The organism is Nonomuraea sp. NPDC001636, from assembly GCF_040298265.1.
In the GTDB taxonomy this organism is placed as follows: Bacteria; Actinomycetota; Actinomycetes; order Streptosporangiales; family Streptosporangiaceae; genus Nonomuraea.
Map to the genome: position 1 here is coordinate 72,335 of NZ_JBEOZT010000009.1, position 22,665 is coordinate 94,999.

Annotated in this window: 22 protein-coding genes and 1 pseudogene; 11 read left to right on the forward strand and 12 right to left on the reverse strand. The window is 74.6% G+C overall.

Annotation, left to right across the window (positions count from 1 at the left end; translation table 11 throughout):
• The first annotated feature begins 251 nt into the window (after positions 1–251).
• Positions 252–1,313 (forward strand): hypothetical protein, encoded by a 1,062-nt coding sequence (locus tag ABT158_RS19020; RefSeq protein WP_352354935.1) that lies wholly within the window; start codon positions 252–254, stop codon positions 1,311–1,313.
• A gap of 8 nt (positions 1,314–1,321) precedes the next feature.
• Here the strand turns inward: ABT158_RS19020 and ABT158_RS19025 are convergent, their stop codons facing one another.
• From ABT158_RS19025 to ABT158_RS19040, 4 genes and pseudogenes are all read right to left on the reverse strand, one after another.
• Positions 1,322–1,777, reverse strand: a complete 456-nt coding sequence (locus tag ABT158_RS19025) for a MarR family winged helix-turn-helix transcriptional regulator (RefSeq protein ID WP_352354937.1) — start codon at positions 1,775–1,777, stop codon at positions 1,322–1,324.
• Between the two features lie 242 nt (positions 1,778–2,019).
• Positions 2,020–2,204: pseudogene (locus ABT158_RS19030) on the reverse strand (respiratory nitrate reductase subunit gamma); the annotation flags it as partial.
• Positions 2,205–2,443: 239 nt separating this feature from the next.
• Positions 2,444–2,860, reverse strand: a complete 417-nt coding sequence (locus ABT158_RS19035; protein WP_352354939.1) for a MarR family winged helix-turn-helix transcriptional regulator — start codon at positions 2,858–2,860, stop codon at positions 2,444–2,446.
• A 330-nt stretch (positions 2,861–3,190) separates the two neighbouring features.
• Positions 3,191–4,024 carry an SAM-dependent methyltransferase gene (locus ABT158_RS19040; RefSeq protein WP_352354941.1) on the reverse strand — a complete coding sequence of 278 codons (834 nt, stop codon included), beginning with the start codon at positions 4,022–4,024 and terminating at the stop codon, positions 3,191–3,193.
• A 210-nt stretch (positions 4,025–4,234) separates the two neighbouring features.
• On the opposite strand from ABT158_RS19040, the gene ABT158_RS19045 reads away from it, so the two are divergent.
• The 8 genes from ABT158_RS19045 to ABT158_RS19080 all read left to right on the forward strand — a co-directional run bounded on the left by ABT158_RS19045 (position 4,235) and on the right by ABT158_RS19080 (position 12,336).
• Positions 4,235–5,440 (forward strand): CoA transferase, encoded by a 1,206-nt coding sequence (locus ABT158_RS19045; RefSeq protein ID WP_352354943.1) that lies wholly within the window; start codon positions 4,235–4,237, stop codon positions 5,438–5,440.
• Between the two features lie 399 nt (positions 5,441–5,839).
• Positions 5,840–6,523 (forward strand): hypothetical protein, encoded by a 684-nt coding sequence (locus tag ABT158_RS19050; protein ID WP_352354945.1) that lies wholly within the window; start codon positions 5,840–5,842, stop codon positions 6,521–6,523.
• A 4-nt stretch (positions 6,524–6,527) separates the two neighbouring features.
• Positions 6,528–7,316 (forward strand): glycosyltransferase family 2 protein, encoded by a 789-nt coding sequence (locus ABT158_RS19055; RefSeq protein WP_352354947.1) that lies wholly within the window; start codon positions 6,528–6,530, stop codon positions 7,314–7,316.
• Entirely contained in the window at positions 7,313–8,476 is a 1,164-nt protein-coding gene (locus tag ABT158_RS19060; protein WP_352354949.1) for a 2-phospho-L-lactate transferase CofD family protein, read from the forward strand. The genes ABT158_RS19055 and ABT158_RS19060 overlap by 4 nt, the downstream gene beginning before the upstream one ends.
• Before the next feature lie 5 nt (positions 8,477–8,481).
• Complete coding sequence (locus tag ABT158_RS19065; protein WP_352354951.1) at positions 8,482–9,105, forward strand: HAD family hydrolase; 624 nt, start codon at positions 8,482–8,484, stop codon at positions 9,103–9,105.
• An 8-nt stretch (positions 9,106–9,113) separates the two neighbouring features.
• Positions 9,114–9,860, forward strand: a complete 747-nt coding sequence (locus ABT158_RS19070; RefSeq protein WP_352354953.1) for an NTP transferase domain-containing protein — start codon at positions 9,114–9,116, stop codon at positions 9,858–9,860.
• A complete protein-coding gene (locus ABT158_RS19075; protein ID WP_352354955.1) occupies positions 9,848–11,101 on the forward strand; it encodes a lipopolysaccharide biosynthesis protein in 1,254 nt (417 codons plus the stop codon). Before ABT158_RS19070 ends, ABT158_RS19075 begins: the two co-directional genes overlap by 13 nt.
• Positions 11,098–12,336 carry a glycosyltransferase family 4 protein gene (locus ABT158_RS19080; RefSeq protein WP_352354957.1) on the forward strand — a complete coding sequence of 413 codons (1,239 nt, stop codon included), beginning with the start codon at positions 11,098–11,100 and terminating at the stop codon, positions 12,334–12,336. The genes ABT158_RS19075 and ABT158_RS19080 overlap by 4 nt, the downstream gene beginning before the upstream one ends.
• 3 nt (positions 12,337–12,339) lie before the next feature.
• Here ABT158_RS19080 and ABT158_RS19085 read toward each other — a convergent pair whose 3' ends face one another.
• The 7 genes from ABT158_RS19085 to ABT158_RS19115 form a co-directional block, all read right to left on the reverse strand.
• Complete coding sequence (locus ABT158_RS19085) at positions 12,340–13,311, reverse strand: glycosyltransferase family 2 protein (RefSeq protein ID WP_352354959.1); 972 nt, start codon at positions 13,309–13,311, stop codon at positions 12,340–12,342.
• Between the two features lie 81 nt (positions 13,312–13,392).
• A complete protein-coding gene (locus ABT158_RS19090; RefSeq protein ID WP_352354961.1) occupies positions 13,393–14,394 on the reverse strand; it encodes a hemolysin family protein in 1,002 nt (333 codons plus the stop codon).
• A complete protein-coding gene (locus tag ABT158_RS19095) occupies positions 14,391–15,701 on the reverse strand; it encodes a hemolysin family protein (protein ID WP_352354963.1) in 1,311 nt (436 codons plus the stop codon). The genes ABT158_RS19090 and ABT158_RS19095 overlap by 4 nt, the downstream gene beginning before the upstream one ends.
• 111 nt (positions 15,702–15,812) lie before the next feature.
• On the reverse strand, positions 15,813–16,259 hold the full coding sequence (locus ABT158_RS19100) for a pyridoxamine 5'-phosphate oxidase family protein (RefSeq protein WP_352354965.1): 447 nt from the start codon (positions 16,257–16,259) through the stop codon (positions 15,813–15,815).
• 26 nt (positions 16,260–16,285) lie between these two features.
• Positions 16,286–16,978, reverse strand: a complete 693-nt coding sequence (locus ABT158_RS19105) for a DNA-binding response regulator (RefSeq protein WP_352354967.1) — start codon at positions 16,976–16,978, stop codon at positions 16,286–16,288.
• Positions 16,948–18,066, reverse strand: coding sequence for a hypothetical protein (locus ABT158_RS19110; protein WP_352354969.1), 1,119 nt, complete (start codon positions 18,064–18,066; stop codon positions 16,948–16,950). Before ABT158_RS19110 ends, ABT158_RS19105 begins: the two co-directional genes overlap by 31 nt.
• Complete coding sequence (locus tag ABT158_RS19115; protein ID WP_352354971.1) at positions 18,063–19,277, reverse strand: sensor histidine kinase; 1,215 nt, start codon at positions 19,275–19,277, stop codon at positions 18,063–18,065. Before ABT158_RS19115 ends, ABT158_RS19110 begins: the two co-directional genes overlap by 4 nt.
• Positions 19,278–19,564: 287 nt before the next feature.
• Here ABT158_RS19115 and ABT158_RS19120 point away from each other — a divergent pair, with 287 nt between their 5' ends.
• Positions 19,565–20,329 carry a PP2C family protein-serine/threonine phosphatase gene (locus ABT158_RS19120; protein WP_352354973.1) on the forward strand — a complete coding sequence of 255 codons (765 nt, stop codon included), beginning with the start codon at positions 19,565–19,567 and terminating at the stop codon, positions 20,327–20,329.
• A gap of 67 nt (positions 20,330–20,396) precedes the next feature.
• Here the strand turns inward: ABT158_RS19120 and ABT158_RS19125 are convergent, their stop codons facing one another.
• Complete coding sequence (locus ABT158_RS19125) at positions 20,397–20,930, reverse strand: hypothetical protein (protein ID WP_352354975.1); 534 nt, start codon at positions 20,928–20,930, stop codon at positions 20,397–20,399.
• Positions 20,931–20,975: 45 nt separating this feature from the next.
• On the opposite strand from ABT158_RS19125, the gene ABT158_RS19130 reads away from it, so the two are divergent.
• A complete protein-coding gene (locus ABT158_RS19130) occupies positions 20,976–22,586 on the forward strand; it encodes a PucR family transcriptional regulator (RefSeq protein ID WP_352354977.1) in 1,611 nt (536 codons plus the stop codon).
• The last annotated feature ends 79 nt before the right edge of the window (positions 22,587–22,665 follow it).

Sequence of the window (22,665 nt, forward strand, 5' to 3'; positions counted from 1 at the left end):
GAGGGTCAGCCTGTGGCGGCCTCCCGCGAGGAAGTGCGCGCCGGGGCGTCGCCGAGAACCATGCCGGGCGGTGGGAACGACATGATCAACCTCCTCGCGGTGCTGGAAACCCTCTCATCCTAACTTCACGGACGGACGTCGAGCGCTGTCAGCTTCCTCCTGACCGCGTTTCAAGGACAGATCCGGTCGAGCCGGAATACGGTGGGCCGTTGACCATCGGCCAACGCCCGCAAGCCCTACGGAGTCCCTCCATGCGTACCGCAGCGGCAGTCCTCTCCTTCGTGCTCGCCCTCGCCCTTCTCCCCGTCCAACCGGTGACGGCCACTGTGACGGCCACCGCCACCACCGCCACCACCGCCGCCGCCTCGCCGCTGCCGGGCGGCAAGTCCACCTTCGTCGTCTCGCAGGGCCATCTCCAGGCCGCCTCCCGGCAGAACTGGGTGCGCCTGGGCACGTACCGCTTCGCCGCGAACGGCACAGTGAGCGCCGCCCTGTACCTGTGGTGGCAGCGCTTCCCCAAGGCCAGGCAGCGCACCGGCACCGTGCCCGACCCGAGCTGCACCACCAAGGCCGGCGGCGTCGCGTCGCGGCCGCGCGGCTGCGAGGTGCTCACCGCGGGCGGCTACACGGGCGGCCCGAGCGAGACCCGTACCGGGACGTACACGCTGGCGGGCAACGTGCTCACGATCCGGTGGAAGATCGCCCAGACCTGGACCGAGCAGTGGTACGTGCGCACCTCGCCCGACGGCAAGCTGGCCCGCCTCGACCTCAAGGGCAGCAGCCTGGCCACGCACGGCTACGGCTACGGCAGCAACGCCGCGGTCGGCACCCGGCGCGCGATGACCTCGGTGCGGGCCTTCCCCGGCTCGCTCAGGCAGGACCTGACGAGCTGGGCGAGCGGCACGCTGGTCAACTCGGCGAACCAGCCGTTCGGCCACTCCTCCTTCCGCGCCTGCAAGTCGACCACCTCGTGCCTGACCTACCTGCAGCCGTCCTCGCGGGGCGCGTGCCAGAAGTCGGGCGGCTGCCCCAAGTACGGCGGCGGCACGAAGGCCAACGTGAGCTCCATCCAGTACTACCTGACGACGATCTCCAAGTCCGACCGGCGTGACACGCTGTGGCACTGGTGCACGTGCCTGGCGATGGAGCGCGGCGAGTTCTGCTACACGGGCAACTCGCACGTCAAGCCGCTGATGCAGATCATCGACGACACGGGGGCCTTCCGCGGCTGGGTCGGCGTGGAGGCGTCGTTCTCGACCGGTTCGCGGGCGACGGACATGCTGGCGGTGCTGCGCATCTCCGACTTCCGCTGACCGACGGGTCAGGAGCCGGAGCGCAGGTCCTCGGCGGCCTCCTGGTAGGCGCGGGCGGCCCGGTCGAAGTAGTCGTAGAGCACGTCGAGGTGCTCGGCCGGGTAGCCCGCGAGGATGTCGCCGATCTTCTGCCGGACGGGGGCCATGACCGCGTCGAGCTCGGCGGGCTTGCCGACCGGCTCGACGATCACCTTGCGGCGGTCGTCGGGGGCGGGCACGCGGCGGACGTACCCGGCCTGCTCCAGCCGGTCGATCAGCCGGGTGGTCGGGCCGGTGGTCAGGCCGGTGCGGACGCCGAGCTCGCCGGGGGTCATCGGGCCGGCCAGTTCGAGGATGTTCAGGGCGTACAGGTCGGTGGCGCCCAGGCCGCAGGCTTTGGCGCCGGCGTGGCCGTGCAGCATGACCGCGCTCAGGTAGCGGCGGTAGCGCCGGCCGGCGTCCGACGGGTCGGGGGTGTTCGGCACGCGGTCCTCACTTCCTGTCCTCCTTCTTGGGGAAGATAAATCCTCCAAGAAGTAACTTCTTCTGCGAAGTTACCACGCGGAAGAGGCACAGGCGTCCCAGCGCGGGCACGCTGATGCACGCCGCGGCCCGCCCGGCGACCGCGCACGCCCGGCGGCCCGCGCCCTGACCGTTCCCCGCTCCCCGGCCCGGCCACCGGCCGCCCCCTCCGCGCCTTCCGACCCCTCCGCGGCGGCTCCGGCGCTCATCGGGGCAGCGCGCCACCGCGGGAGCGGTAGACGATGTACGGCCTGGCCAGGTAGCGACGGGCGCGGCGAAGGCGTGCACCAGGCGGCTGAACGGCCACAGCGCGAACAGGGCCAGGCCGAGCAGCGTGTGCGCCTGGAACACGGACGGCGCCGAGGCCATGGCGTCGACGTCCGGCTCCAGTTCGAGCAGTGCGCGCCGGCCCGGCCGGGACGCGGTCCTCCCCCTGCGCCCGGAAACCGGCGAATCGACTGAAAGTTAAAGCTGCAGTCAGGCGACTGTTTCTAGCATGCGACAGTGTCCATATGGAATGTGTTAGTTCCGCGGGAAGGTTTCGCCGCCCCCGAAAACACAATTAGGTCTATCGACCGAAATTTCGCGAATTAAGGGGAAATAGTGGCTGATGTGGCTGGATCAGGCGCTCAGGAGTCGGCCGCCTCGGTCAGCCGCCGCAACACGTGGACGAGCGTCCCGCGGTCGTCCGGGGCCAGTTTCTCCAGGGCCTGGCCGATGCGCTGCCGCCGCGCGGCGCGCAGCCGCTCCAGCACCTCCCGGCCGGCCGGGGTCGTGCTGATGCGGATCTCCCGGCGGCTGTGGGCGGCCGGGGCCCTGCTCAGCAGGCCGGCGGTGTCCAGGCGGCCGACGACCCGGCCGGCCGCCGAGAGCGACATGTCCAGGCGGTCGGCCAGGGAGCGGAGGTTCATCGGGCCGTGCCGGTCGACCGCCAGCAGCACCCGCAGCCGGGGCACCGACAGGTCGCCCAGCGCGGCCATGGCGTCGAGCGTCGCCTCCACCAGCACCAGGGACGCCTCCTCGATGTGCCATGCCGAGTCGTCCATGCCCGCGCCTTCGAGCGGTGTCGTGGAGCGGCCGTGGAATACCGAAGCCGCCAGTCCGACATTTTCCCCCATAACGGGCCACCTATTCATCACACCGCCGACGACCAAAAGGAAAGTCCTAGCAGGCGGCCCGCCCTCGACGCACCCCCGGCCGGTACGGGCCAGGCCGACGCCGCCGTCCGGCGGAGCGACGGTGTTCACCCCTCATCACAGGGTTTTCCCCTGAGGTTTTCACATGGTGATGAATTGGGGGCCTTCGGGGACGCGCACGGTGATCGGCGGGTCCGAGGATGGGGTCGTGGCGGCCGCGGAGAGCCGTCCGGTGGGAGGTCAGGGGATGCGGGCCACGGCTCCGTAGTTGCCGGACGAGGCGGGGGCGTCCGCGCAGGCCGGGTCGTCGCCGGCGGGACGCCACTCGGGCACCCACACCAGGCCCGGCTCCAGCAGGTCGAGACCGTCCAGCAGGTCCGCGACCTCGGCGCGGGTGCGCACGTTCAGGCCGGGCAACGTCATGGCCAGCATGCCCCGCACGGCCGGGGCCAGCTCCCCCGGCACGCCGTCGAAGGTGATGTGCAGCAGCCCGAGGAAGCTGCCCTCGGGGACGGCGTGCCGCAGCCGCTTGACGACGGTACGGGCGCACTCGTCGTCAAGGCTGTGGGCCGACAGCAGCAGCACGGCGATCGGCCGGTCCCAGTCGAGGAACGTCTGCACCACCGGGTCGCCGAGCATCTCGTCCATCTCCCGCACGTCGCCGTCGACCACGCGCACCAGGTCGCAGAAGGGCTCGATGGTGGCCTGGGCCAGCGTCAGGGCCATCGGGTCGCTCTCGACGTACACGACGCGGACGTCCGGGCCGGGCGAGGTCAGGCGGGCCACCTCGTGCAGGCGGCTGCCGCCCGAAGGGCCGTTCGGCACCCCGCTCCCCACGATCATGAATTGGTCCACGCCTTCGACAGCGGCCAAATGCCGGATCACCCGCGACAGGTATTCAAGAACGGCACGGGCCGCGGTGGTGGCGACGGGAGTTACTTGATCGAAATGGCGCACCAGGTCGCGGTCGGCGAGGAAGTTGTTCTTCCCGCCCGCGGCGGCGTCAAGTATCCGCGTGATCCTGGCGTGCGCCGTGCCAAGCCTGGCCAAGTTGCGGACAGCACGCTGGCGCATGAGCGTTGCCCCTTTCCCCTCGCCGCCACCCTCTTGCGGTAGGCGATCTTTGGACTTCACTCGTGACTCAGACCATATGTTCCAACAATTCCAGTTAATGACAATGGGGCAGACCGGTTATTTCGGGAAATGTTTGTTACCAGAACTTCCGTGCTAGATCATCGGGCCGCCGTCCGCGCGTAGGATCGGCGGATCGACATGGAGGTGGCCGTGGCGCAGGAGCATGCCGCACCGCTGGCCGGGATGCGGGTCGTGGAGCTGTCCAGCTTCGTCGCCGCGCCGCTCGGCGGGATGACGCTGGCCCAGCTCGGGGCGGAGGTCGTCCGGGTCGATCCGGTCGGCGGCGGGCCCGACGCGCGGCGCTGGCCGCTCGCGCCCTCCGGCCGCAGCCTCTACTGGGCGGGGCTGAACAAGGGCAAGCGCTCGGTCACCGTCGACCTGCGTTCGGCCCGGGGGCGCGCGCTGGTGGCCGACCTGGCCGTCGCGGCGGGCACGGTGCTCACCAACGCGCCGCCCCGGGCCGGGCTGTCGTACGAGGAGCTGGCCGCCCGCCGTCCCGATCTGGTGTACGCGCGGCTGCTCGGCCACCGCGACGGCCGTCCCGCCGTGGACTACACGGTCAACGCCGGGCTCGGCCTGCCGTACGCGACCGGCCCCGCCGGCCACGACGGCCCGGTGAACCACGTGCTGCCGGCCTGGGACGTCGCCTGCGGCCTGTACCTGGCGGTGGGCCTGCTCGCGGCCGACCGCCACCGGGCCGCGACCGGCCGGGGACGCCGCCTCGACGTCGCCCTGCACGACGTCGCCCTGGCGACCATGGGCAACCTGGGCTTCCTGGCCGAGGCCCAGCTCCGCGGCGCCGGCCGTCCCCGCATCGGCAACGACCTCTACGGCGATTTCGGCCGCGACTTCGTCACCGCCGACGGGCGGCGGCTCATGGTCCTGGTGCTCACCGAACGCCACTGGCGCGACCTGGTCGCCGCCACCGGGCTGTCGCGCGTGGTCTCGGCGCTGGAGGAGGCGCTACCCGCCGACTTCCGCTCCGAGTCCGACCGCTACGCCCACCGGGAGGCGCTGGGCGGGCTGCTCGCGCCGTGGTTCGCCGCGCGTACGGCGGCCGAGGCCGAGGAGGGACTGAAGGGCACCTCGGTGCTCCGGTCGCGGTACCGGACGCTGGCGGAGCTGGCCGCCGGCGGGGCGGCGGCGCTGCGCGCCGAGCCGCTGATGGCCCCGCTCGACCAGCCGGGCGTCGGCCCCCACCTGGCCCCGGGCGGCCCCCTCCTCCTGGACGGCCGCCAATCCCCGCCGTCGCCCGCGCCGGAGCTGGGCGAGCACACCGACGAGGTGCTGGGCGAGCTCCTGTCCCTGTCCCCGGCACAGGTGGCCGGCCTGCGCGCGGACGGCGTCATCGGCTGACAGCATTTAAGACATGCCCGAAACAAGGGATACGGGCCCGAAAGATGAGAAGTCGCGGGAGCGCTCCCAAAGGGCCTGAACACCCGCCGAGCTGGACTTATCCAGAGACGATCCAACTTTCACTCAAAAAGCACCGAACAGAGCGCCCGTCCTCCAGGCTCCCCGCCGGGTCTTGACATCGCAGGCAGGCCCTTTGCGGTCACTCTTCTCCTGCATCGTTCCACCCGTCGCTCCACCGGCTCTGAGCTGGCCTTTCAGGCGGACACTACTGTTAGTCAGCATGCCCGCAAGTTCCGGTGAGTCCGTTATCCGATATTGCGGTAGCCGCCGCCGGGACAGGTGACATACTGCGTTGGGAGCGCTCCCGTGACCCTTCGATGACGCCCACGAGGACCGGTAGTGAACCATCCCGCCCCCCCGTTCGACGCCCCGCGCCCCTGGGCCGCCCACATCTGGTGGATCGCCCTGGCGGTCGGCGCGGCCGGTTTCGCCTTCGTCTGGCTGGCCACCCCGCACGCCCGCGAGATCGACGCCGCCTGGCAGCTCGCCGCCAAGCTGCTCGCCTTCGCCTGCCTGTGCTGCGCGATCGCGTTCTTCCCCTGGGTGTCGCCGCGCCTGCACTGGCTGCTGTACGCGCCGTTCGTGTTCCTGACCGGCTACCTCATCCCGAGGATCAGCTGGTTCTACTACGGCGACGGCGCGCGGGCCCATGGCGACGACTTCTACACGCACCTGTACCTGCTGCTCTACCCGGGGATCGTGCTGACGGTCGCCGCCGCGTACCGGATCGGGGGCGGCTCGCCGGGCCGCTGCCTGAAGATCATGGCGAGCGGGGTGCTGATCGTGTTCTCGGGCTTCCTCGACGTGATGTGGCAGGTGGTCAACCCGGTCGAGATCCCCGACCGGATCGACGCCCCGCACATCAACCTGTTCACCGGCGGGCCGATCCCGTTCTGGGGGGCGGTCGTGTTCACGCTGGCGCACGTCCCGGTCGTCGCCGGGATCAACCTGCTGCCCCTGGACCGCTGGATCGGGCGCCTGACCGGGGCCGGCGCCGACCCGGACGCCACCCGGAGGAGGTGACCCCTTGCCGAACAGGCCGGCCGTCGACGTCTCCGTGGCGGCACCCGCGTACAACGAGGCGGACAACATCGCGGCGGCGGTGACGGAATGGCGGGAGTACCTGGAGCGCCACCCGGGGGTGGCCGCGTGGGAGATCGTCGTGTGCGACGACGGCAGCTCCGACGCGACCGGGCGGATCCTGCGCGAGCTGCGGGAGGACTGCCCCCAGCTCGTCGTCGTCACCTTCGCGCGCAACCGGGGCGCGGGGGCCGCCATCGCCGCGGCCGTCGCGCGCACCCGGCTGGACTGGGTGGTGCTGCTCGACTCCGACGGCCAGTTCCCGATCGCCAACCTCGACGCGTTCCTGGAGCGCATCCGGGCGGGCGGCGGGCCCGCCTTCTCGGGGGCGCGGGTCAGGAAGGCCGACAGCCTGCCGTACCGGTGGGGGTCGGCGGCCAGCGGCGCGGTCAGCAACCTGCTGCACCGCACCCGCTACCGCGACTTCAACTCGATCTTCAAGGTGGTGCGCGGCCCGCTGTTCAGGGCGCTGCCGCTGGAGTCGGCGGGGATGAACTGCTCCACCGAGATCACCGCCCGCGTGGCCGAGCTGGGGCACGTGTGGGAGGAACTGCCGATCGAGCACCGCGAGCGGGGCGGCGGCAGCCGGGGCTGGCGGTTCTGGCGCGGGGCGCGCGACCGGGCGCTGTTCGTCGGCTACCTCGGGCTGCGCCGCTGGTTGCTGCGCCGGGGCGTGCTGCGGGCGCCGCTCGCGCCGTTCCCGCTAGGCCGCTCCCCGCTGGAGGAGGTGCGATGAGGGCGGTCTCAGTGGCCCTGTTCGGCGGCGGGCGCGGCGGGGCCGGCATCGCCCGCGCGCTGCTGCGCATCCCGGGGACGAGCCTGTCGCTGCTGGTCAACGGGTACGACAACGGGCTGTCCACGGGCGCGCTGCGCCGCTGGCTGCCGGGCATGCTGGGCCCGTCCGACTTCCGCAAGAACCTGCTGCTGCACCTCGACCCCGGCGACCCGCGCCACACGCTGCTGGAACGCCGGCTCCCGCCCGGCACCACCCCGGCCGACCTGGACGCGCTGATCGCCGACGTCGCCGCGGCGGGCCCGGCGGAGGCGGCGCGGGAGCTGCGGGTCGTCGCGGACCGTCTGGCCGCCCGGCCCGGCGGGCTCGACCTGGCCGACTGCGCGCTGGGCAACCTGGTGTTCGCCGGGGCGTACCTGCGGCTGGGCGCGGACTTCAACGCGGCCGTACGGGCGTGCGCGCGCACGTTCGGCTCGCCGGTGCGGCTGCTGAACGTGACCGGCGGCGAGAACGCGTTCCTCGTCGCGCTCAAGCAGGACGGCCGGGTGCTGGCCGACGAGGCCGACATCGTCGCGCCGCAGGACGGCGTGGCCATCACCGGCCTGTTCCTGCTGCGCGAGCCGCTGTCGGCGGCCGACCGCGCCGCGCTGGCCGGCCGCCCGGCCGAGCGGGTGCGCGAGCTGCTGGCCCGCCGGTCCGCCGCGGTCACGCCGAACCCCGAGGCGCTGCGGGCCCTGGCCGAGGCCGACCTGATCGTGTACGGCCCCGGCACCCCCCACTCCTCGCTGCTGCCCAGCTACCTGACCCCGGGCCTGGCCGAGGCCGTGACCGGCAGCCGGGCCGCGGCCAGGGTGTTCGTCGTGAACGTCGGCGGCGACCACGACGTCCAGGGGCTGACGGCCACCGACCTGGTGGACCGCACGCTGGCCTACCTGGGCGACCCGGGCAACGAGCGGGCCACGATCACGCACGTGCTCAGCGGCCGGGGCGCGGGCGCTCCCGCCGTGCCGGCCCGCGTGCTGGACCGGGGTTCGTGGGCGGGGGCGCGCTGGATCAGCGCCGACCTGGCGGACCCGGCCAGGCCCGGCGCCCACCGCGGCCCGCGTACGGCCGAGGCGCTGCTCGCGGTGCTCGGCGAGGCGCCGCTGGCGCGGGCCGGGTGAGCCGGATGCTGCCCTGGACGGTCTGGCTGTGCGACCTCGACGGCACGCTGGTGGACTCGGCCCCGGCGCACGAGGCCGCCTTCCGCCACGCCCTGGCCGAGCACGCGCCCGGCGCGCTGGAGAGCTTCCGCTACGCCGACCACGCGGGCGCGAGCACCGCCGCGGTGGCCGCCCGGCTGACCGGCGACCCGGCGGCGGCCGGTCGGCTGGCGCGGCACAAGCAGCGGCTCTACCGCGGCTACGTCGAGGCGGGCCTGGTGCGGCCGTTCCCCGGCGCGCGCCGGCTGCTGGCCGCGCTGGGCGCGACGGGCCGGGCCGCCTACCTGGTCACGGGCGGCAGCCGGGCCTCGGTGGAGCGGGTGCTGGCCGCGTGCCCGCTGCCGGTGCGCGGCGTGCTGACCGCCGACGACGTGCCGGTGACCAAGCCCGACCCGGAGTTCTACGCCGCGGCCTGCCGCCGCTGGGGCGTGCGCCCGGCCGCGGCCGTCGCGCTGGAGGACTGCGCGCACGGCGTGGCCTCGGCCATCGGCGCCGGGCTGGCGACGCTGCACGTGCACACCGCCGAGCCCGCGCCCGGCGCGGTCGCGGCCCCCGACCTGGACCACATCGTGTCCCTGCTGGAGAGGTGATCGGAGACGTGAGTGAACGGCGGGTGTGCGCGGTGATCCCGGCCGCCGGACGCGGGACGCGGCTCGGCCACGACCTCCCGAAGATCATGATCAGCCTGGCCGACGGCGTCACCGTGTGGGACGTCCTGCACCGGCGGCTGCGCCCGGCGGCCGGGCACGTGCACGTCGTGGTGTCCCCGGCGGGCGCGGGCCCGTTCGGCGGGCTGGTGGCCGGGACGCCCGGGGTGTCGGTGAGCGTTCAGGAGCGGCCGACCGGGATGGGCGCGGCGATCTTCGGCGCGGCCGGGCACTGGGCCGGGTACGACACGATCCTCGTGGTCTGGGGCGACCAGGCGAACCTGTCGGCGCGGACCGTGCGCCGGGTGGTCGCCGCCCATCCGGGCGAGGGGCTGACCCTGCCGCTGGTGCCGATGGAGGACCCGTATGTGGAGTACGAGCTGGCCGGGGGCGAGCTCGTCCGGGTGCGGCAGTCGCGCGAGGGCGAGGCGTGCCGGCCGGGCGGGCTCAGCGACATCGGGGTGTTCTGCCTGGCCACCGCGGGCCTGCGGGAGGCGTGGGAGCGGTACGCGGCGGGCGCGGCGCACGGCGCGGCCACCGGCGAGGTGAACTTCCTGCCGTTCCTGGCGCATCTGTCGCGGGCCGAGGGCTGGCCGGTGACGGTCGTGCCGGTGACCGACCCGGCCGAGGCGCGCGGCGTCAACACGGCCGACGACCTGGAGTTCGCCCGGCGGGCGTACGCGCGGTGCACGGGCTGAGGGGCCGCGCGGCGGGCCTGGTCCGGGGGCACCGGTGGGCGGCGGGCCCGACGCTGGTGAGCACGGCGGCCAGCGGCATCGCGGCGGCCACCACGCTGGTCGTCGCGCGCGGCGCGGGGGCGAGCGCGTTCGGCCGGTTCACGGTGGTGTTGTCGATCGCGCTGATCGTCACCGTGGTCATGCTGACGAGCCTGCACTACGTCGTGCTCCAGGAGCTGCCGCGGGCCGCCCCGGGCGAGCGTCCGGCGCTGGTCACGACGGCGCTGGCGGCGACGCTGGCGATGAGCGCCGGGCTGGCCGCGCTGGGCCTGCTGGCCGCCCCGCTGCTCACGCCCGCGCTGAACGTGGACGTCCCGGCGCTGGCCTACGGGCTGGCGCTGGCGGTGTCGCTGACGGTCAACCAGCTCGCGGACGCGTTCCTGCGCGGGCTCGGCCGGTTCGCGCTGGTGGCCCGGCTCAAGCTGGCGGTCGCGGTCGCCTACCTGGGCGCCGCCTGCTTCTGCCTGCTGGTGCTGGGGATCAGGGACGCCGGGCCGTACCTGGTCGCGCTGATCGCGACGAACGCGGCGTTCGCGGTGGTGGCGACGGCGGCGGCCGGGGTGCGGCCGCGGGCGTTCTCGGCCCGGCTGGCCCGCTCGCTCTACCGGCACGGCGCGTACGTGACGGCCGTCGCCGCGCTGACCGGCCTGCTGTTCGGCGTGGACGTGCTCTACCTCAACCACTGGGCGGCCCCGGCCGACGTCGGCGTGTACGCGGTCTACAACGGCTTCCCCAAGCGGCTGCTCGGCGTGGTGTTCACCGACGGCGTGCTGCTGGTGCTGCTGCCCGCGATGGCGACCGCCGACAAACCGGTGCTGATGCGGCGGATCGCCCGGCTGGTCCCGGCCGTGGCGGGGGCGACGGCGGTCTTCTCCTTCGCCGCGAGCACGGTGTTCTTCCTGCTGATGGGCGGCGACTACCCGTACTCGACCGGGCTGATGACGCTGTCGGCGCTGGGCATCGGGGCGCACACGGCGTTCAACCTGTACTCGGTGGCGCTGTCCATGGACGGGGTGCGCGGCGCCCGGGTGCTGATCGGCTGCCTGCTGGTGAGCGCGCCGGTGGCGCTGGCCGTGCCGGCCTGGTGCGTCCGGTGGCACGGGGTGGCCGGCGGGCTGGCCGGGTTCGCGCTGGTCAACCTCCTCCTGCTGGCCGTCGTGGCCGTGACGGCCGCGCGCGTCTACCTCAAGGACCCGTCATGAGAATCGCCTGCGTCGTCAACCAGTTCCCGCCCAACGTCACGGCGGGGCTCGGCCGCTACGTCGAGCTGATCACCCCCTGGCTCGCCCGCGACCACGAGCTCACCGTCCACACGCTCAACGTCGGCGGCCTGCCCGTGGACGAGCGCGTGGACGGCGTCACCGTGCACCGGCCGCGCGTCCGGCTGCCCGGCGCGCGCGGGCGGCGGCTCAACCGCACCCGCCGCGCCGAGTTCCTGCTGCTGGCCGCGCAGGTCGTGGTCAGCGACTGGCGGTACGTGCGGCGGCTGCGCCGCGGCGGGCGGCCGGACCTGGTCGCCGTGCACGACTCGACGAACTTCCTGGCCGCCCTGCTCTGCCACCACCTGCTGCGGCTGCCGGTGGTCCTGCACGTGCACACCACCGAGTACGGGGTGGCGGCGCAGCGCAGCATCCGCGACCCGCTGAACCTGTTCGCGGCGCTGGAACGCCACCTGGCCCGGATCTCGCGGCGGGTGGTGGTGGCCACGCCCGAGGTGCGCGAGCAGCTTCTCGCCGCGGGGTGGCGGCGCACGCCCATCGACGTGGTGCCGCTCGGCGGCACGTACGAGCGGGTCGTCGCCGATCCGGCCTTCGACCGGGACGCGCTGCGGCGGGGCGCGGCGGCGCTGCGGCGGCGGCTGGGGTTGTCGGAGCAGGACAAGGTGCTGCTGTTCGTCGGCAGGATCGAACGCCAGAAGGGCGTCTACCAGCTGCTGGAGGCGATGCGGACGGCGTCGGCCGCCGTGCCGGGCCTGCGGCTGCTGATCGTCGGCGAGGGGGACGAGGTGGGCGTCCGGCGCATCGTGGCCGCGACCGGGCTGCGCGGGCGGGTGCTCACCTCGGGCCGGTTCGTCGCCGGCCGCGAGCTGCTGGAGTACTACGAGCTGGCCGACGCGTGCGTGTTCCCCTCACTGTTCGAGCCGTTCGGGCTGGTCGCGACCGAGGCGATGGCGCTGGGACGGGCGACGGTGCTGGGCGACGGCTTCTCCCGGATCTTCCTCGGGGACGACCCGGCGCGGCCCGCGGCGCGGTTCGTCCGGGCCGCAGAGCCGGCCGACATCGCGCGCGGGATCATCGACGTCATGTCGGACGAGACGCTGCGCCGGTCGCTGGGCGAGCGCGGCGAGCGGTTCGTCCGCGAGAGCCTGAGCTGGGAGCGCGCGGCGGCGGCGACGACCGCGGTCTACCGGGCGGCGCTCAAGCCGCCCGCCTCCTGAGGGTCAGGCCGGGCCGCCCCGCAGGACGCGCAGGGAGCCGACGGCCAGGCCGGTGACCAGCACCACGTGCACGGCCAGGTGCACGGCCATGAAGTAGGCGGTGAAGGCCGGGCCGCGCTCCCGGTGGACGAACCGCAGCAGCTCCGGATCGGCCACCACGAACCACCCGACCAGCACGACGGGCACCGCGAACAGCGCCGGCGCGAACAGGCCGAGCGGCAGGCAGGCCAGCGCGAGCGCGCAGGCGAGGATCCCGGCCCGGCTGTTGGCGTTCTCCGGCTTGGCCGCGCCCCGCCTGGCCGTGGCCAGCGCGAGCGGGATGAGCGGCAGCGCCCGCCGCCACTGCTCCGACAGCACGGGCAGGAACCGGTGGCCCTCGTCGTGCCGGCCGGACACGGCGTCGGTCAGCACGATCCGGGTGTGGACGGCCAGGCGGCTGCTGTACTCGACGTCCTCGCAGTCGCGCAGGCTCTCGTCGAGCCGGCCGGCCCGGGTCAGCACCTCGCGGCGGATGGCGGCCAGGGCGAACACGACGCTGTTGACCTCGCCCAGGTGCCGGCGCCGCCAGTGGACCTGGTGCAGCAGCCGATACCACTCGACCGGGCCGTCGTCGATCAGCGGCTCGGTGTCGTAGACGCCGTGCACGCAGCCGACGCCCGGATCGGCCTCCAGGATCGCGACCGCGTTGGCGACCGCGTCGGGCCGCAGCGCCACGTCGCTGTCCAGGAAGAAGATCACTTCGCCGGTCGTGTGCTCGACGCCGGCGTTCCTGGCCGCCGACACGCCGCGGTTGGCGGGCAGGCGCACGACCCGGCAGCCCAGCTCCTCGGCGATGGCCGCCGAGCCGTCGGAGCCGGCGTCGTCGACGACCACGATCTCGTCGGGCAGGCGGGTCTGGGCCAGCACCGACTCCAGGCACAGGCGCAGGGTCCTGGCCGCGTTGTAGCACGGCACGATCAGCGAAACCGTCGTCACGAGCGTTGCCCTCCGGCGAGTTCCCGGTCGCGGTCACCAAGGCCCGCGGCCCTGCTCCATGATCTCGCACGGACCCCCGTCTCAGCCAGTCAGGATCCCGCCGAGCACGTCGTCCAGGGTGACGACGCCGAGCACCTGTCCGGACTCGTCGGCGACCGCGGCGAGCTGGGCGCGGCGGGCGCGCATGACGGCCAGCACCTGGGCCAGGGTGGCGGTGGCGGGCACCTGCGGCAGCGCGCGCACGGGCAGCGGCTCGGCGGCGCCGTGGCCGTTCAGCGCGTCCAGGACGTGCAGGTAGCCGCGCAGTTCGGCGGGGTCGGCGCCGTGCACGGGGAAGCGGGAGTGACCGTGGCGGCCGGCGTACCGTTGCAGGCCGGCGCTGTCGATGGTCTCGGGCACGCTGACGACCTCGCTCATCGGCACCATCACCGAGCCGACCGGGCGGGCGTGCAGGGCGAGGGTGGCGATCAGGCGGTCGCGTTCGTCCTGGCGGAGCAGGCGGTGGCGGCGCGACTCCTCGATGAGCACGGGCAGCTCGCCGGAGGTGTAGACCGTACGGACCTCCTCGGCGGACGGGACGCGCAGCAGCCGCAGCACCACCCCCGCCATGGCCTTGACCAGCGTCAGCACCGGCCGGGTCGCCCTGGCCAGCACGAACAGCGGCGGCACCAGCCACAGCGCGGCCACGTCGGGCGCCGACAGCGCCAGGTTCTTCGGCACCATCTCGCCGATGATGACGTGCGCGGCGACCACCAGCAGCAGGGCCACCGCGAAGGCGATCGGATGGACCAGCCGCTCGGGCAGCCCCACGGCGGCCAGCAGCGGCCCGACCGCCCCGGCCACCACCGGCTCCCCTGCCGCGCCGAGCACCAGCGAGGCCAGCGTCACGCCGAGCTGCGCCGCCGCCAGCATGGTCGGGACGGCGTTCATGGCGGCGAGCACGGCCTGCGCCCGCCGCGACCCCTCGCGCGCCCGCGGCTCGATCAGGGTGCGGCGGGCGGAGATGAGCGCGAACTCCGCGCCCACGAAGAAGCCGTTGACGGCCAGCAGCAGCACGATGACCAGCCCTTGGGCGAGGCTCACCGGCGCTCCCCCGCCCGGTCCGGCGCGGTCAGCGTGACCTGCTCGATCCGGCGTCCCCGCATGGTCTCCACCCGCAGGACCCACTCGCGCACCGCGACCTCGTCGCCCGGGTCCGGGATGCGGCCGAGCGCGGCCAGCACGAGCCCGGCGAGCGTCTCGTAGGGGCCCTGCGGCATGCGGAAACCGGTGCGCTCCTCGACCTCGTCGGCGCGCAGCAGGGCCGGCAGGCCCACGGAGGCGCCCGGCGCGAGCAGCACGGGCGAGGGCTCGTCGGACTGCTCCTCGGGCAGGTCGTACTCGTCGGCGATGTCGCCGATCAGCTCCTCCACCAGGTCCTCGACGGTGACGACGCCGGCCAGGCCGCCGTACTCGTCGATCACGACGGCCATCTCGGCGCGGGCGGAGGCCAGGCGCTCCTGCACGACCTCCAGCCGCAGCGTCTCGGGCACCTGGAGGGCGGGCCGGGCGATCGCGGCCACCGGGGTCGTGTCGCGTTCGGACGGGGGCACCGCGCAGGCGCCGGGGACGCTGGCGATGCCGAGGATGTCGTCGCGTTCCGCGCCGCAGACCGGGATGCGCAGGTGGCGGCGGCTCCTGGCCAGCTTGAGGAAGTCGGCGACGCTGATCGTGCCGGGGACGGTCACGCAGTCCGTACGCGGGGTCATGGCCTCGGCCGCGGTCTTGCCGCCGAAGCGCAGGGCCCGCTGGAGCATGGCGGCGGTGCCGGGCTGGAGCACGCCGGCCTCGGCCGACAGGCGTACCAGGAGGCCCAGCTCCTCGGGCGAGCGGGCGGAGGCCAGCTCCTCCTGCGGCTCGGCGCCGAGCCGTCGGACGATCGCGTCGGCCACCGCGTTGCACAGCCGGATCAGCGGCCCGCACGCCGCCGAGAACGCCCGCTGCGGCGGCGTCGCCAGCCGGGCCACCGCGAGCGGCCTGGACAGGGCGGCGTTCTTGGGCACCAGCTCGCCCAGCACCATCTGCGCCACCGTGGACAGCGCGATCGCCAGCACGACCGGCACCACCGGGACGCCGCCCAGCAGCGGGTCGAGCAGGTCGGCGATGGCCGGCTCGGCCACCACGCCGAGCAGCAGCGAGGTGACGGTGATGCCGAGCTGGGCGCCCGACAGGTGGAACGACAGCCGTTGCACCGCGGCCTCGACGCCCTGGGCGCCCCGGTCGCCGTCCTCGGCGAGCTGGCGGACCTGGCCGCGTTCGACGGTGACGAGGGAGAACTCGGCCGCGACGAAGATGCCGTTGGCCAGGATCAGGGCCAGGGCCGCGAGCAGGTGGACGGCGTCGAGGAGCACGTCAGCCCGGGCCCTCGGGTAACGCCGCGGGCGGCCGGTCGTACTCAGACTCCACGGGCGAAAGCTAGCATCCGGCTCGGGCGCGCGGAAGTCATGACGAACCGCCAGTGATCAGACGTTGCCCATCACGCGCGTCACCTGGATCTCCAGCACCACCCTGGACGGGTTGGGCCGGGGCGGCTTGTAGCGGGCGGTGTACCGGCGTTCGGCGTCGGCGACCTGCTCGGGCTCGGTGCGCACCACGGCCCGCCCCTCCAGGGTGGACCAGCGGCGGCCGTCGACCTGGCACAGCGACACCGCCGCGCCGTCCGGGCCGTTCGCGCCGATCAGCCGGGCCTTGCGGGAGGAGCCCGAGGTGATCACGCGGGCGGTCGCGGTGTCCAGGTCGAGGGTCGCGCCCACGGGCACGACGTGCGGCGGGCCGCCGTCGCGGGCGGTGGCGAGCGTGCACAGGTGCCGCTCCCGCCAGAACGCGGCGAACTCCTCGCCCAGCTCGGCCAGGTCCACGATCCTCCTCGGGGTTCCGGGCGCCTCGTCGGGCTCCCGGGCGAGCGACATCGTATATCGCCTGGTGACGGGGCGGCTCAGGAGGGCGGGCCCTGGCGGGCGTGCGAGGTGTAGATCCCGACCTCGTCGGGGCGGATCAGGCCGTCCTGGATGGCGCAGATGAGCAGTTTCTCCTTGGTCGGCGCGGGCCGGCCGGCCGCCGCGTACTTGACCCTGGCCCGGTCGATGTACTGGCGCACGGTGCGTTCCTTGATGCCCATGCGGGCCGCGACCGACGCCTTCGACATCGACTGGAACCAGAACAGCAGCGCCGCCCGCTCCTTGTCCGACAGCTGGGGGCGGTGGGGGCCCTCGTCCGTGGCGATGGCCTGGGCCATGGGCAGCGTCACGGACGGCCGGTCGGCGGCCACCTCCATGATCGTCTCCAGGCAGGACTCGCGGGTGGCGCGTCCCTTGCCGATGAACGCCGACGCGCCCGCGTCCAGCACCGCCCGGACGATCTCGGGCTCCTCGTGCTCGGAGAAGACGATCACCCGCTGGCCGCCCGCGCACAGGCCGCCCACCCGGTCGGCGACCATCGTGCCGTTGAGGTTGAGGTCGAGCAGCAGCACGTCGGCGGCCACGCCGCGGACCGACTCGATCGTGGGCCCCTGGGCGACCAGCTCGACGCCGCTGCCCGGCCCGAACCAGGAGCGCACGCCGTCCACCACCACCTGGTGGTCCTCGACCAGGGCGACCGTCACGGGCGCTGCCAGATGCTGTTGACCCATACCTCCCCTCCCTGGCGCTGGTAGGTGACCACGACCCCGCTGGGCTCGCGCACCGGCGTGGGGCTGACCGGCAGGTCGTCGTTGTCGGCGACGACGGCCACGCTCACCATGGCCGACATCGCCGACACGGTGACCCTGGCCCGCGAGCGGGCGCCGTCCAGCGCCAGCACGGGCGCCCTGAGCAGATCCTCCCGCACGCCCTCGGGCAGCGCGGGCAGGTTCTCGCCGAACGGCGGCGCGGTCACCAGCACCTGACGCCGCTCGGCCGCGTCGATGCGCTCGCGCAGCGCGGCCACCAGCGCGTCCGGGACGTCCTCCCGTTCGGTGATCAGGCGGCGCAGCCGCATGGCGCCGGCCGTGCAGTCCTCGCGGACGCGCGGGTCGCCGGGGTCGGCGCCGTCGGCGAGCTGCTGGAGCAGCGACTCGGCCACGTCCCTGATGGCGGCGTACCTGCGGATGCGGTCGGCGTGGATGCTCCTGGCCGACTCCCGCCAGGCGTCGTCGGCGGCGAGCCGGCGGGCCAGCAGCACGGCGTCCTCGGCGCGGGCGCGCAGCAGGGCGCAGCCGGCCGTGTAGCCGAGCTGCATGGTGACGCCGCCGACGATGACCACCAGGTACTTGGCGACCGACACCCTGTCGAACGCCCCGGCCACGGCCATCGCGGCCAGCATGACGGCGGCGTTGACGGCGAGGAACGCGCCCAGCTCCGCCCGCCAGCGCGGCCGGTTCCAGGCCAGCATGACGCCCAGCCAGCCGACCGACCCCCATCCCCAGTCGCTGATGCCGAGCAGGTCCTGCGGGCGGCAGGCCACGATCACCGCGACGTCGGCGGCCAGCGCCGCGACCGCCAGGCCGAGGACGCGGTCCGGGCCGCGCGAGGTGCGCGCGAGCGACAGGCCCGCGACCACGCCGACCGCCGTGTAGACGACCCAGGCGGCCGCGGCGAGCAGCGGCCAGCGGAAGGAGCTCCAGCCGGTGACGGTGACGGTGAGGTCGTAGCCGGTGTGCCAGAAGCCGGCGATGACGGCCGCGCCGAGCGCGGTGTAGCGGGCGTAGCGCTGGGCGACCTGCTCGATGTCGTCGGTCACGGCCGCCACCACATGCTCACCCGCGTGCCGGTGTCGCCGGAGGAGATCCGGGCGCCGCCGCCGCGCAGCGCGTTCATCGTGTCGAGGATCGAGCCGCGCACGCCGAACCGGTCGGGCGGCAGGCGGTCCTGGTCGAAGCCGTGGCCCGCGTCGGCGACCTCCACCCGGATCTCGCCGTCGGTCCCGCTGGAGACCAGGACGGCCTCGGCCACGCCGGCGTGCCGCGCGACGTTGGCCAGGGCCTCGGTGACGGCGCGGGCGAAGTGCTCGGCGACGTCGCCGGGAACGGTCTGCGGGATCAGGCGGCGGCGCACGTCCAGGCCGGGCACGCGGCCGGCCACCTCGTCGAGCAGGGCGTCCAGGGCGATGAGGGCGGTCTCGGGGCGTGGCCGGTCGCGCAGCTTCTCCAGCGCGGCCAGGTCGGTGCCCGCCTGGGAGCGCAGGGTGGGCGACGGCTCGTCGTAGGTGCCGAGGCCGACCATGGTCAGGGTGTGCAGGGCGGTCTCGTGGATGCCGGCGACCTGGCGCAGCTCGTCCTCGCGGCGCAGGCGTTCGACCATGAGGGCGATCTCGGCCCGCGCGCTCCCGCGCAGGAACGCGTCGGCGGAGGCGGCCGAGCGGCGCAGCAGCGTCATCAGGAAGACGATCGCCAGCAGCTGGACGAGGTGGATGCCCAGCGTGCCGGCCACGTCCTGGGACGGCGCGGCGAGCCGCACCCCCGCCAGGTACGCCCCCGCCACGGCCAGCCCGGCCGGCACGGCGATCCGGGGCCGCCAGGTCACCCCGATGACGACGATCGTCATGGTGACCAGCCCCGCGATCCAGCTCGACCCGGCGTCGAACGCCCGGACGGGCACCAGGTGGCGCTGGGCCAGGCAGGCCGCCACGGTGGTCGCCGCGTCACCGGCCACCAGCCAGTGCGGCAGCGGCTCCTCGCCGCGCAGCCGGCGCAGGTACAGCCCGGTCCACACCAGGCCGGCCGCCAGCGCGGGCGCCAGCCACGCGGCCGAGACCGGCGGGACCGCGCCGAGGCCGGCCGCGACCACCGACACCAGGCCGACGGCGCCGCGCGCGCCCGCGGCGGTACGCGCGACGGCCTGGTCGAGCTGCCGGGTCGCGGAGTCGTACCTCGTGTCGTGCCTCGTGTCGTGCCTCGTGTCGTGTCTGGGGTCGAGCCTCTTGCCGAGACGCGTGGAGCCGGGGTGAGCCATGTGCGATCCGCCCGCGAAGAGGGCACAGGACGGGTCTCACAATATCGACTTTGAACAGGCTTGTTCCTGTCATGACGGTCGGCTGGTTCCATGGCTCTTCCTCGGGGGGCCGGCGGCGCCCCGGTGCGCGTGCGCCGCCCTGCCTCACTGTGGGTCGCGCACGCCCGGGGCGGCATGACGGCTGATCGGCCGTCGTGCCGCCACGACGGCTGATCGGCCGTCAGTCGCATCCCGCGCAAGAGGGGTGTACTGGGCGGGTGTCGTCGCGCGCGACGGGAGGGACGATCATGACTGTGTTCTCGATCTCGATTCTGCTCGGCTGCCTCTCGGTGATGGCGGTCCGGGGCCGCCGGGGGGACTGGCCGCCCGGCCTGCCGGCGGCGCGGCCCCGGCTGGTGACCGCGGGCGGCACGTACGAGGGCTCGCACGGCCACCCCTCCGACGCCTACGTCGTCCAGGAGCGGCTGATCGCGCTGGCCGACGGGCAGGGCGGCACGGAGGTCGCGCACACGGCGGCCGCGCTGGCCCTGGGCGCCGTGGTCGCCGCCCGCCCGCAGCACTCCGCCCGCCGGGAGGAGGACCTGGACGAGTGCGCCCAGGCCGCCCACCGGGCCGTCCGGCGGGCCGCGTTGCGCACGCCGTCCAAGCCGGCGCTGGTCACGACGATGGACCTGCTGGTGCTCGTCCCCGGGGAGACGCCGTGCCTGCGCTTCGCCCACGTGGGCAACGGCGCGATCTGGCATTGCGCCAAGGGCGGCAAGCCGCGCCGGCTCACCACGTCGCACTCCTTCGACGACGGGCCGCTGCTGCGCGGGATCGGGCTGGCCTCCACGCTGAACCCCGAGGTCGGCACCGTGCCGCTGCGGCCGGGCGACCGCGTGGCCGTCGTCACCGACGGCGTGCTGAAGGCGCTGGGCGAGCACCGGCTGACCGAGCTGCTCGCCGTCGGCCCGTCCCCGGCCGCCTGCCTGGACCGGCTGTACGACGAGGTGGCCGCGGCGGCGCCCAAGGACGACGCGACGATGGTCGTCGCCGACTTCGTCACCGCCTGACCTCCGGCCGCCTCTGGAACGTGCCACCCGTCGCGCAGGCGGGGGCCGGGTGGCACGCCCGGGGGCGTCAGGCCAGGCGCTGGAGGAGGCCGTACACGAACAGGGCGCGGCGGGGCGTGCCCGCGCAGGCGAAGTCGACCGCCCAGTGGTGCGGGGCCGGCCCCTCGCCCTGGAAGCTCACCGGGAAGCTCGCGGCGACGTCGGCCACGACGCACCCCCACGGGGTCAGGTCGGCGGCCGACAGCCGCCGGTCGCCGCCGGGCCGCACGAACCACAGGTTCCACACCTCGCCGCCGGGGCCGGTCAGCGCCTCGAACTCCAGCTCCGGCCAGGACGGCAGCCGCCAGCGGGCCACGTCGCAGGTCAGGCTGCCGAACGGGGCCGCGCCGGCGTACGCGGGCGGGCCGAGCGCCATCCGCAGCGCGGCCCGGCCCTTGGGCGCCCGAGGGGCGTGGGCCAGCCGGGTCCAGTGGGCATGGGCGGCGCGCAGCTCGGCGCGGGAGGCGTCCAGGTCGGCCAGCGCCTGCTCCACGCGTCCAGGGTTGAGGTCGCGCATGCGGTGCATCAGGGCCAGCTCGAACTGGCGTACGCCGAATCGCATGGCCCCCAGCCTGCCAGGCGTCGTGACCTGCGTATGCTCCCCGTCATGAACAAACGGGGGCAGATCACCCTCCGCGAGCTGCTCGCCTTCGACGAGGGCGGCGTCCTGCGGCTGCTGCTCGCGCCGTCGGGCCAGGACGTGCACGTGTCCGGGATGATCATCGGCGACGAGGGGCCGGCGCGCTCGTACGCGGGCCGGGTCGTGCTCGCGGCCGGGCTGTTCCACTCCACCGGCGCGGCCACCGCCTCCATCCGCGAGGCGGCGCGGCGCGGCGCCGCGGCGGTGGTCGTGCGGGCCGGCGAGGACCTGGCCGACGACGCGCTCGACGCGGCCGAGCAGGTCGGCATCGCCCTGCTGGCCCGCGCCGAGTGGGCCGACTGGGACGACGTGGCGACCCTGCTGCGCTCGGCCGCCGCCTACGGCGAGGCGGGACGCGGCGACCGGATGGCCGAGGCCACGGCGGGCGGCGGGCTGGCCGCGCTGGCGTCGGTCGTCGCCGAGTTCACCGGCGGCTCGATCACCATCGAGGACACCCAGTTCCGCGTGCTGGCGCACTCGGCCACCGGGCCGGAGGCCGACGAGCTGCGCCGCTCCACCATCCTGGGCGGCCGGGTGCCCGACTGGCGGGTGGACGAGCTGCGCCGCAGCGGCCTGCTGCGCACCCTGTGGTCCTCCGGCGAGGTGATCCACCGGCCCGCCGACGGCGACACCCCGGAGCGGCTGATCATCGCCATCCGGAGCGGGCGGGAGATGCTGGGCTCGATCTGGGCCGCCGCCGACGGCCGCAGCCTGTCGCCCAACGCGGCCAGCGCGCTGAGCCGGGCCGCGGAGGTGGCGGTGCCGTACCTGGTGCAGCACCGGCTGCGGGAGAGCGGCGCGCGGCTGCGCGAGGAGCACGCGCTGCGCGGGCTGCTGGGCGGCGAGGGCGACATGAGCACCCACGCCTGGACGCTGGGCCTGCCGCCCGACCTGCGCTGCGCCGTCGTGATCGCCGAGACCGGCCCCGGCGCGGCGGGCGAGGGCGCGGCGGCCCGGGGCCCGGCCGGGGAGCGGGTGCTGGAGGTGCTCGCGCTGCACGCCGCCTCCTACCGGACGGGGGTGCGGGTGCTGCGGGAGACCGGCCGGGTGCTGGCCCTGGTGCCGGTGCGCGGCGGCGACGAGCGGGACGTGCTCGGGCTGGCCCGCGAGCTGGACGGGCTGGCCGCCTCGACGCCGGGCGCCGCCGCGGTGCTGGTGGGAGCGGGGTCGGTGGCCGCCTCGCCGCTGGTCGCGGCGGGCTCGCGGGAGGAGGCCGACCTGGTCGTCCGGGTCCTGCGCGCCCGTGACGCGGGCCCCCGCCACGCCCTGGCGGCCGACCTCGGCCCCGCCCTGGACGTGCTGCGCGTCCTGGACGCCGTCCGCCCGGTGTGGGAACGCGGCAGCGGCCCGGTGTACGACCTGGTCCACGCTGACCTGGCGGCGGGCGGCGAGCTGGTACGTTCGATCGCCGCCTACCTCGACGCCGCCGGGGACGTCGGCCGCGCCGCCCGCCGGCTGGTCCTGCATCCGAACACCCTGCGCTACCGGCTGCGCCGCGTCCGCGAGCGCTTCGGCGTCGACCTCGACGACCCCGACACCCGGCTGCTGCTCACCCTCGCCGTCCGCCTGGCCGCCTGACCTGGGGCTCCGGATTTTCCTTGGCCGAGTGGACAAAGCCGGATACGGGCTTTGTCCACCCGGCTGAAGACGTGGCCTG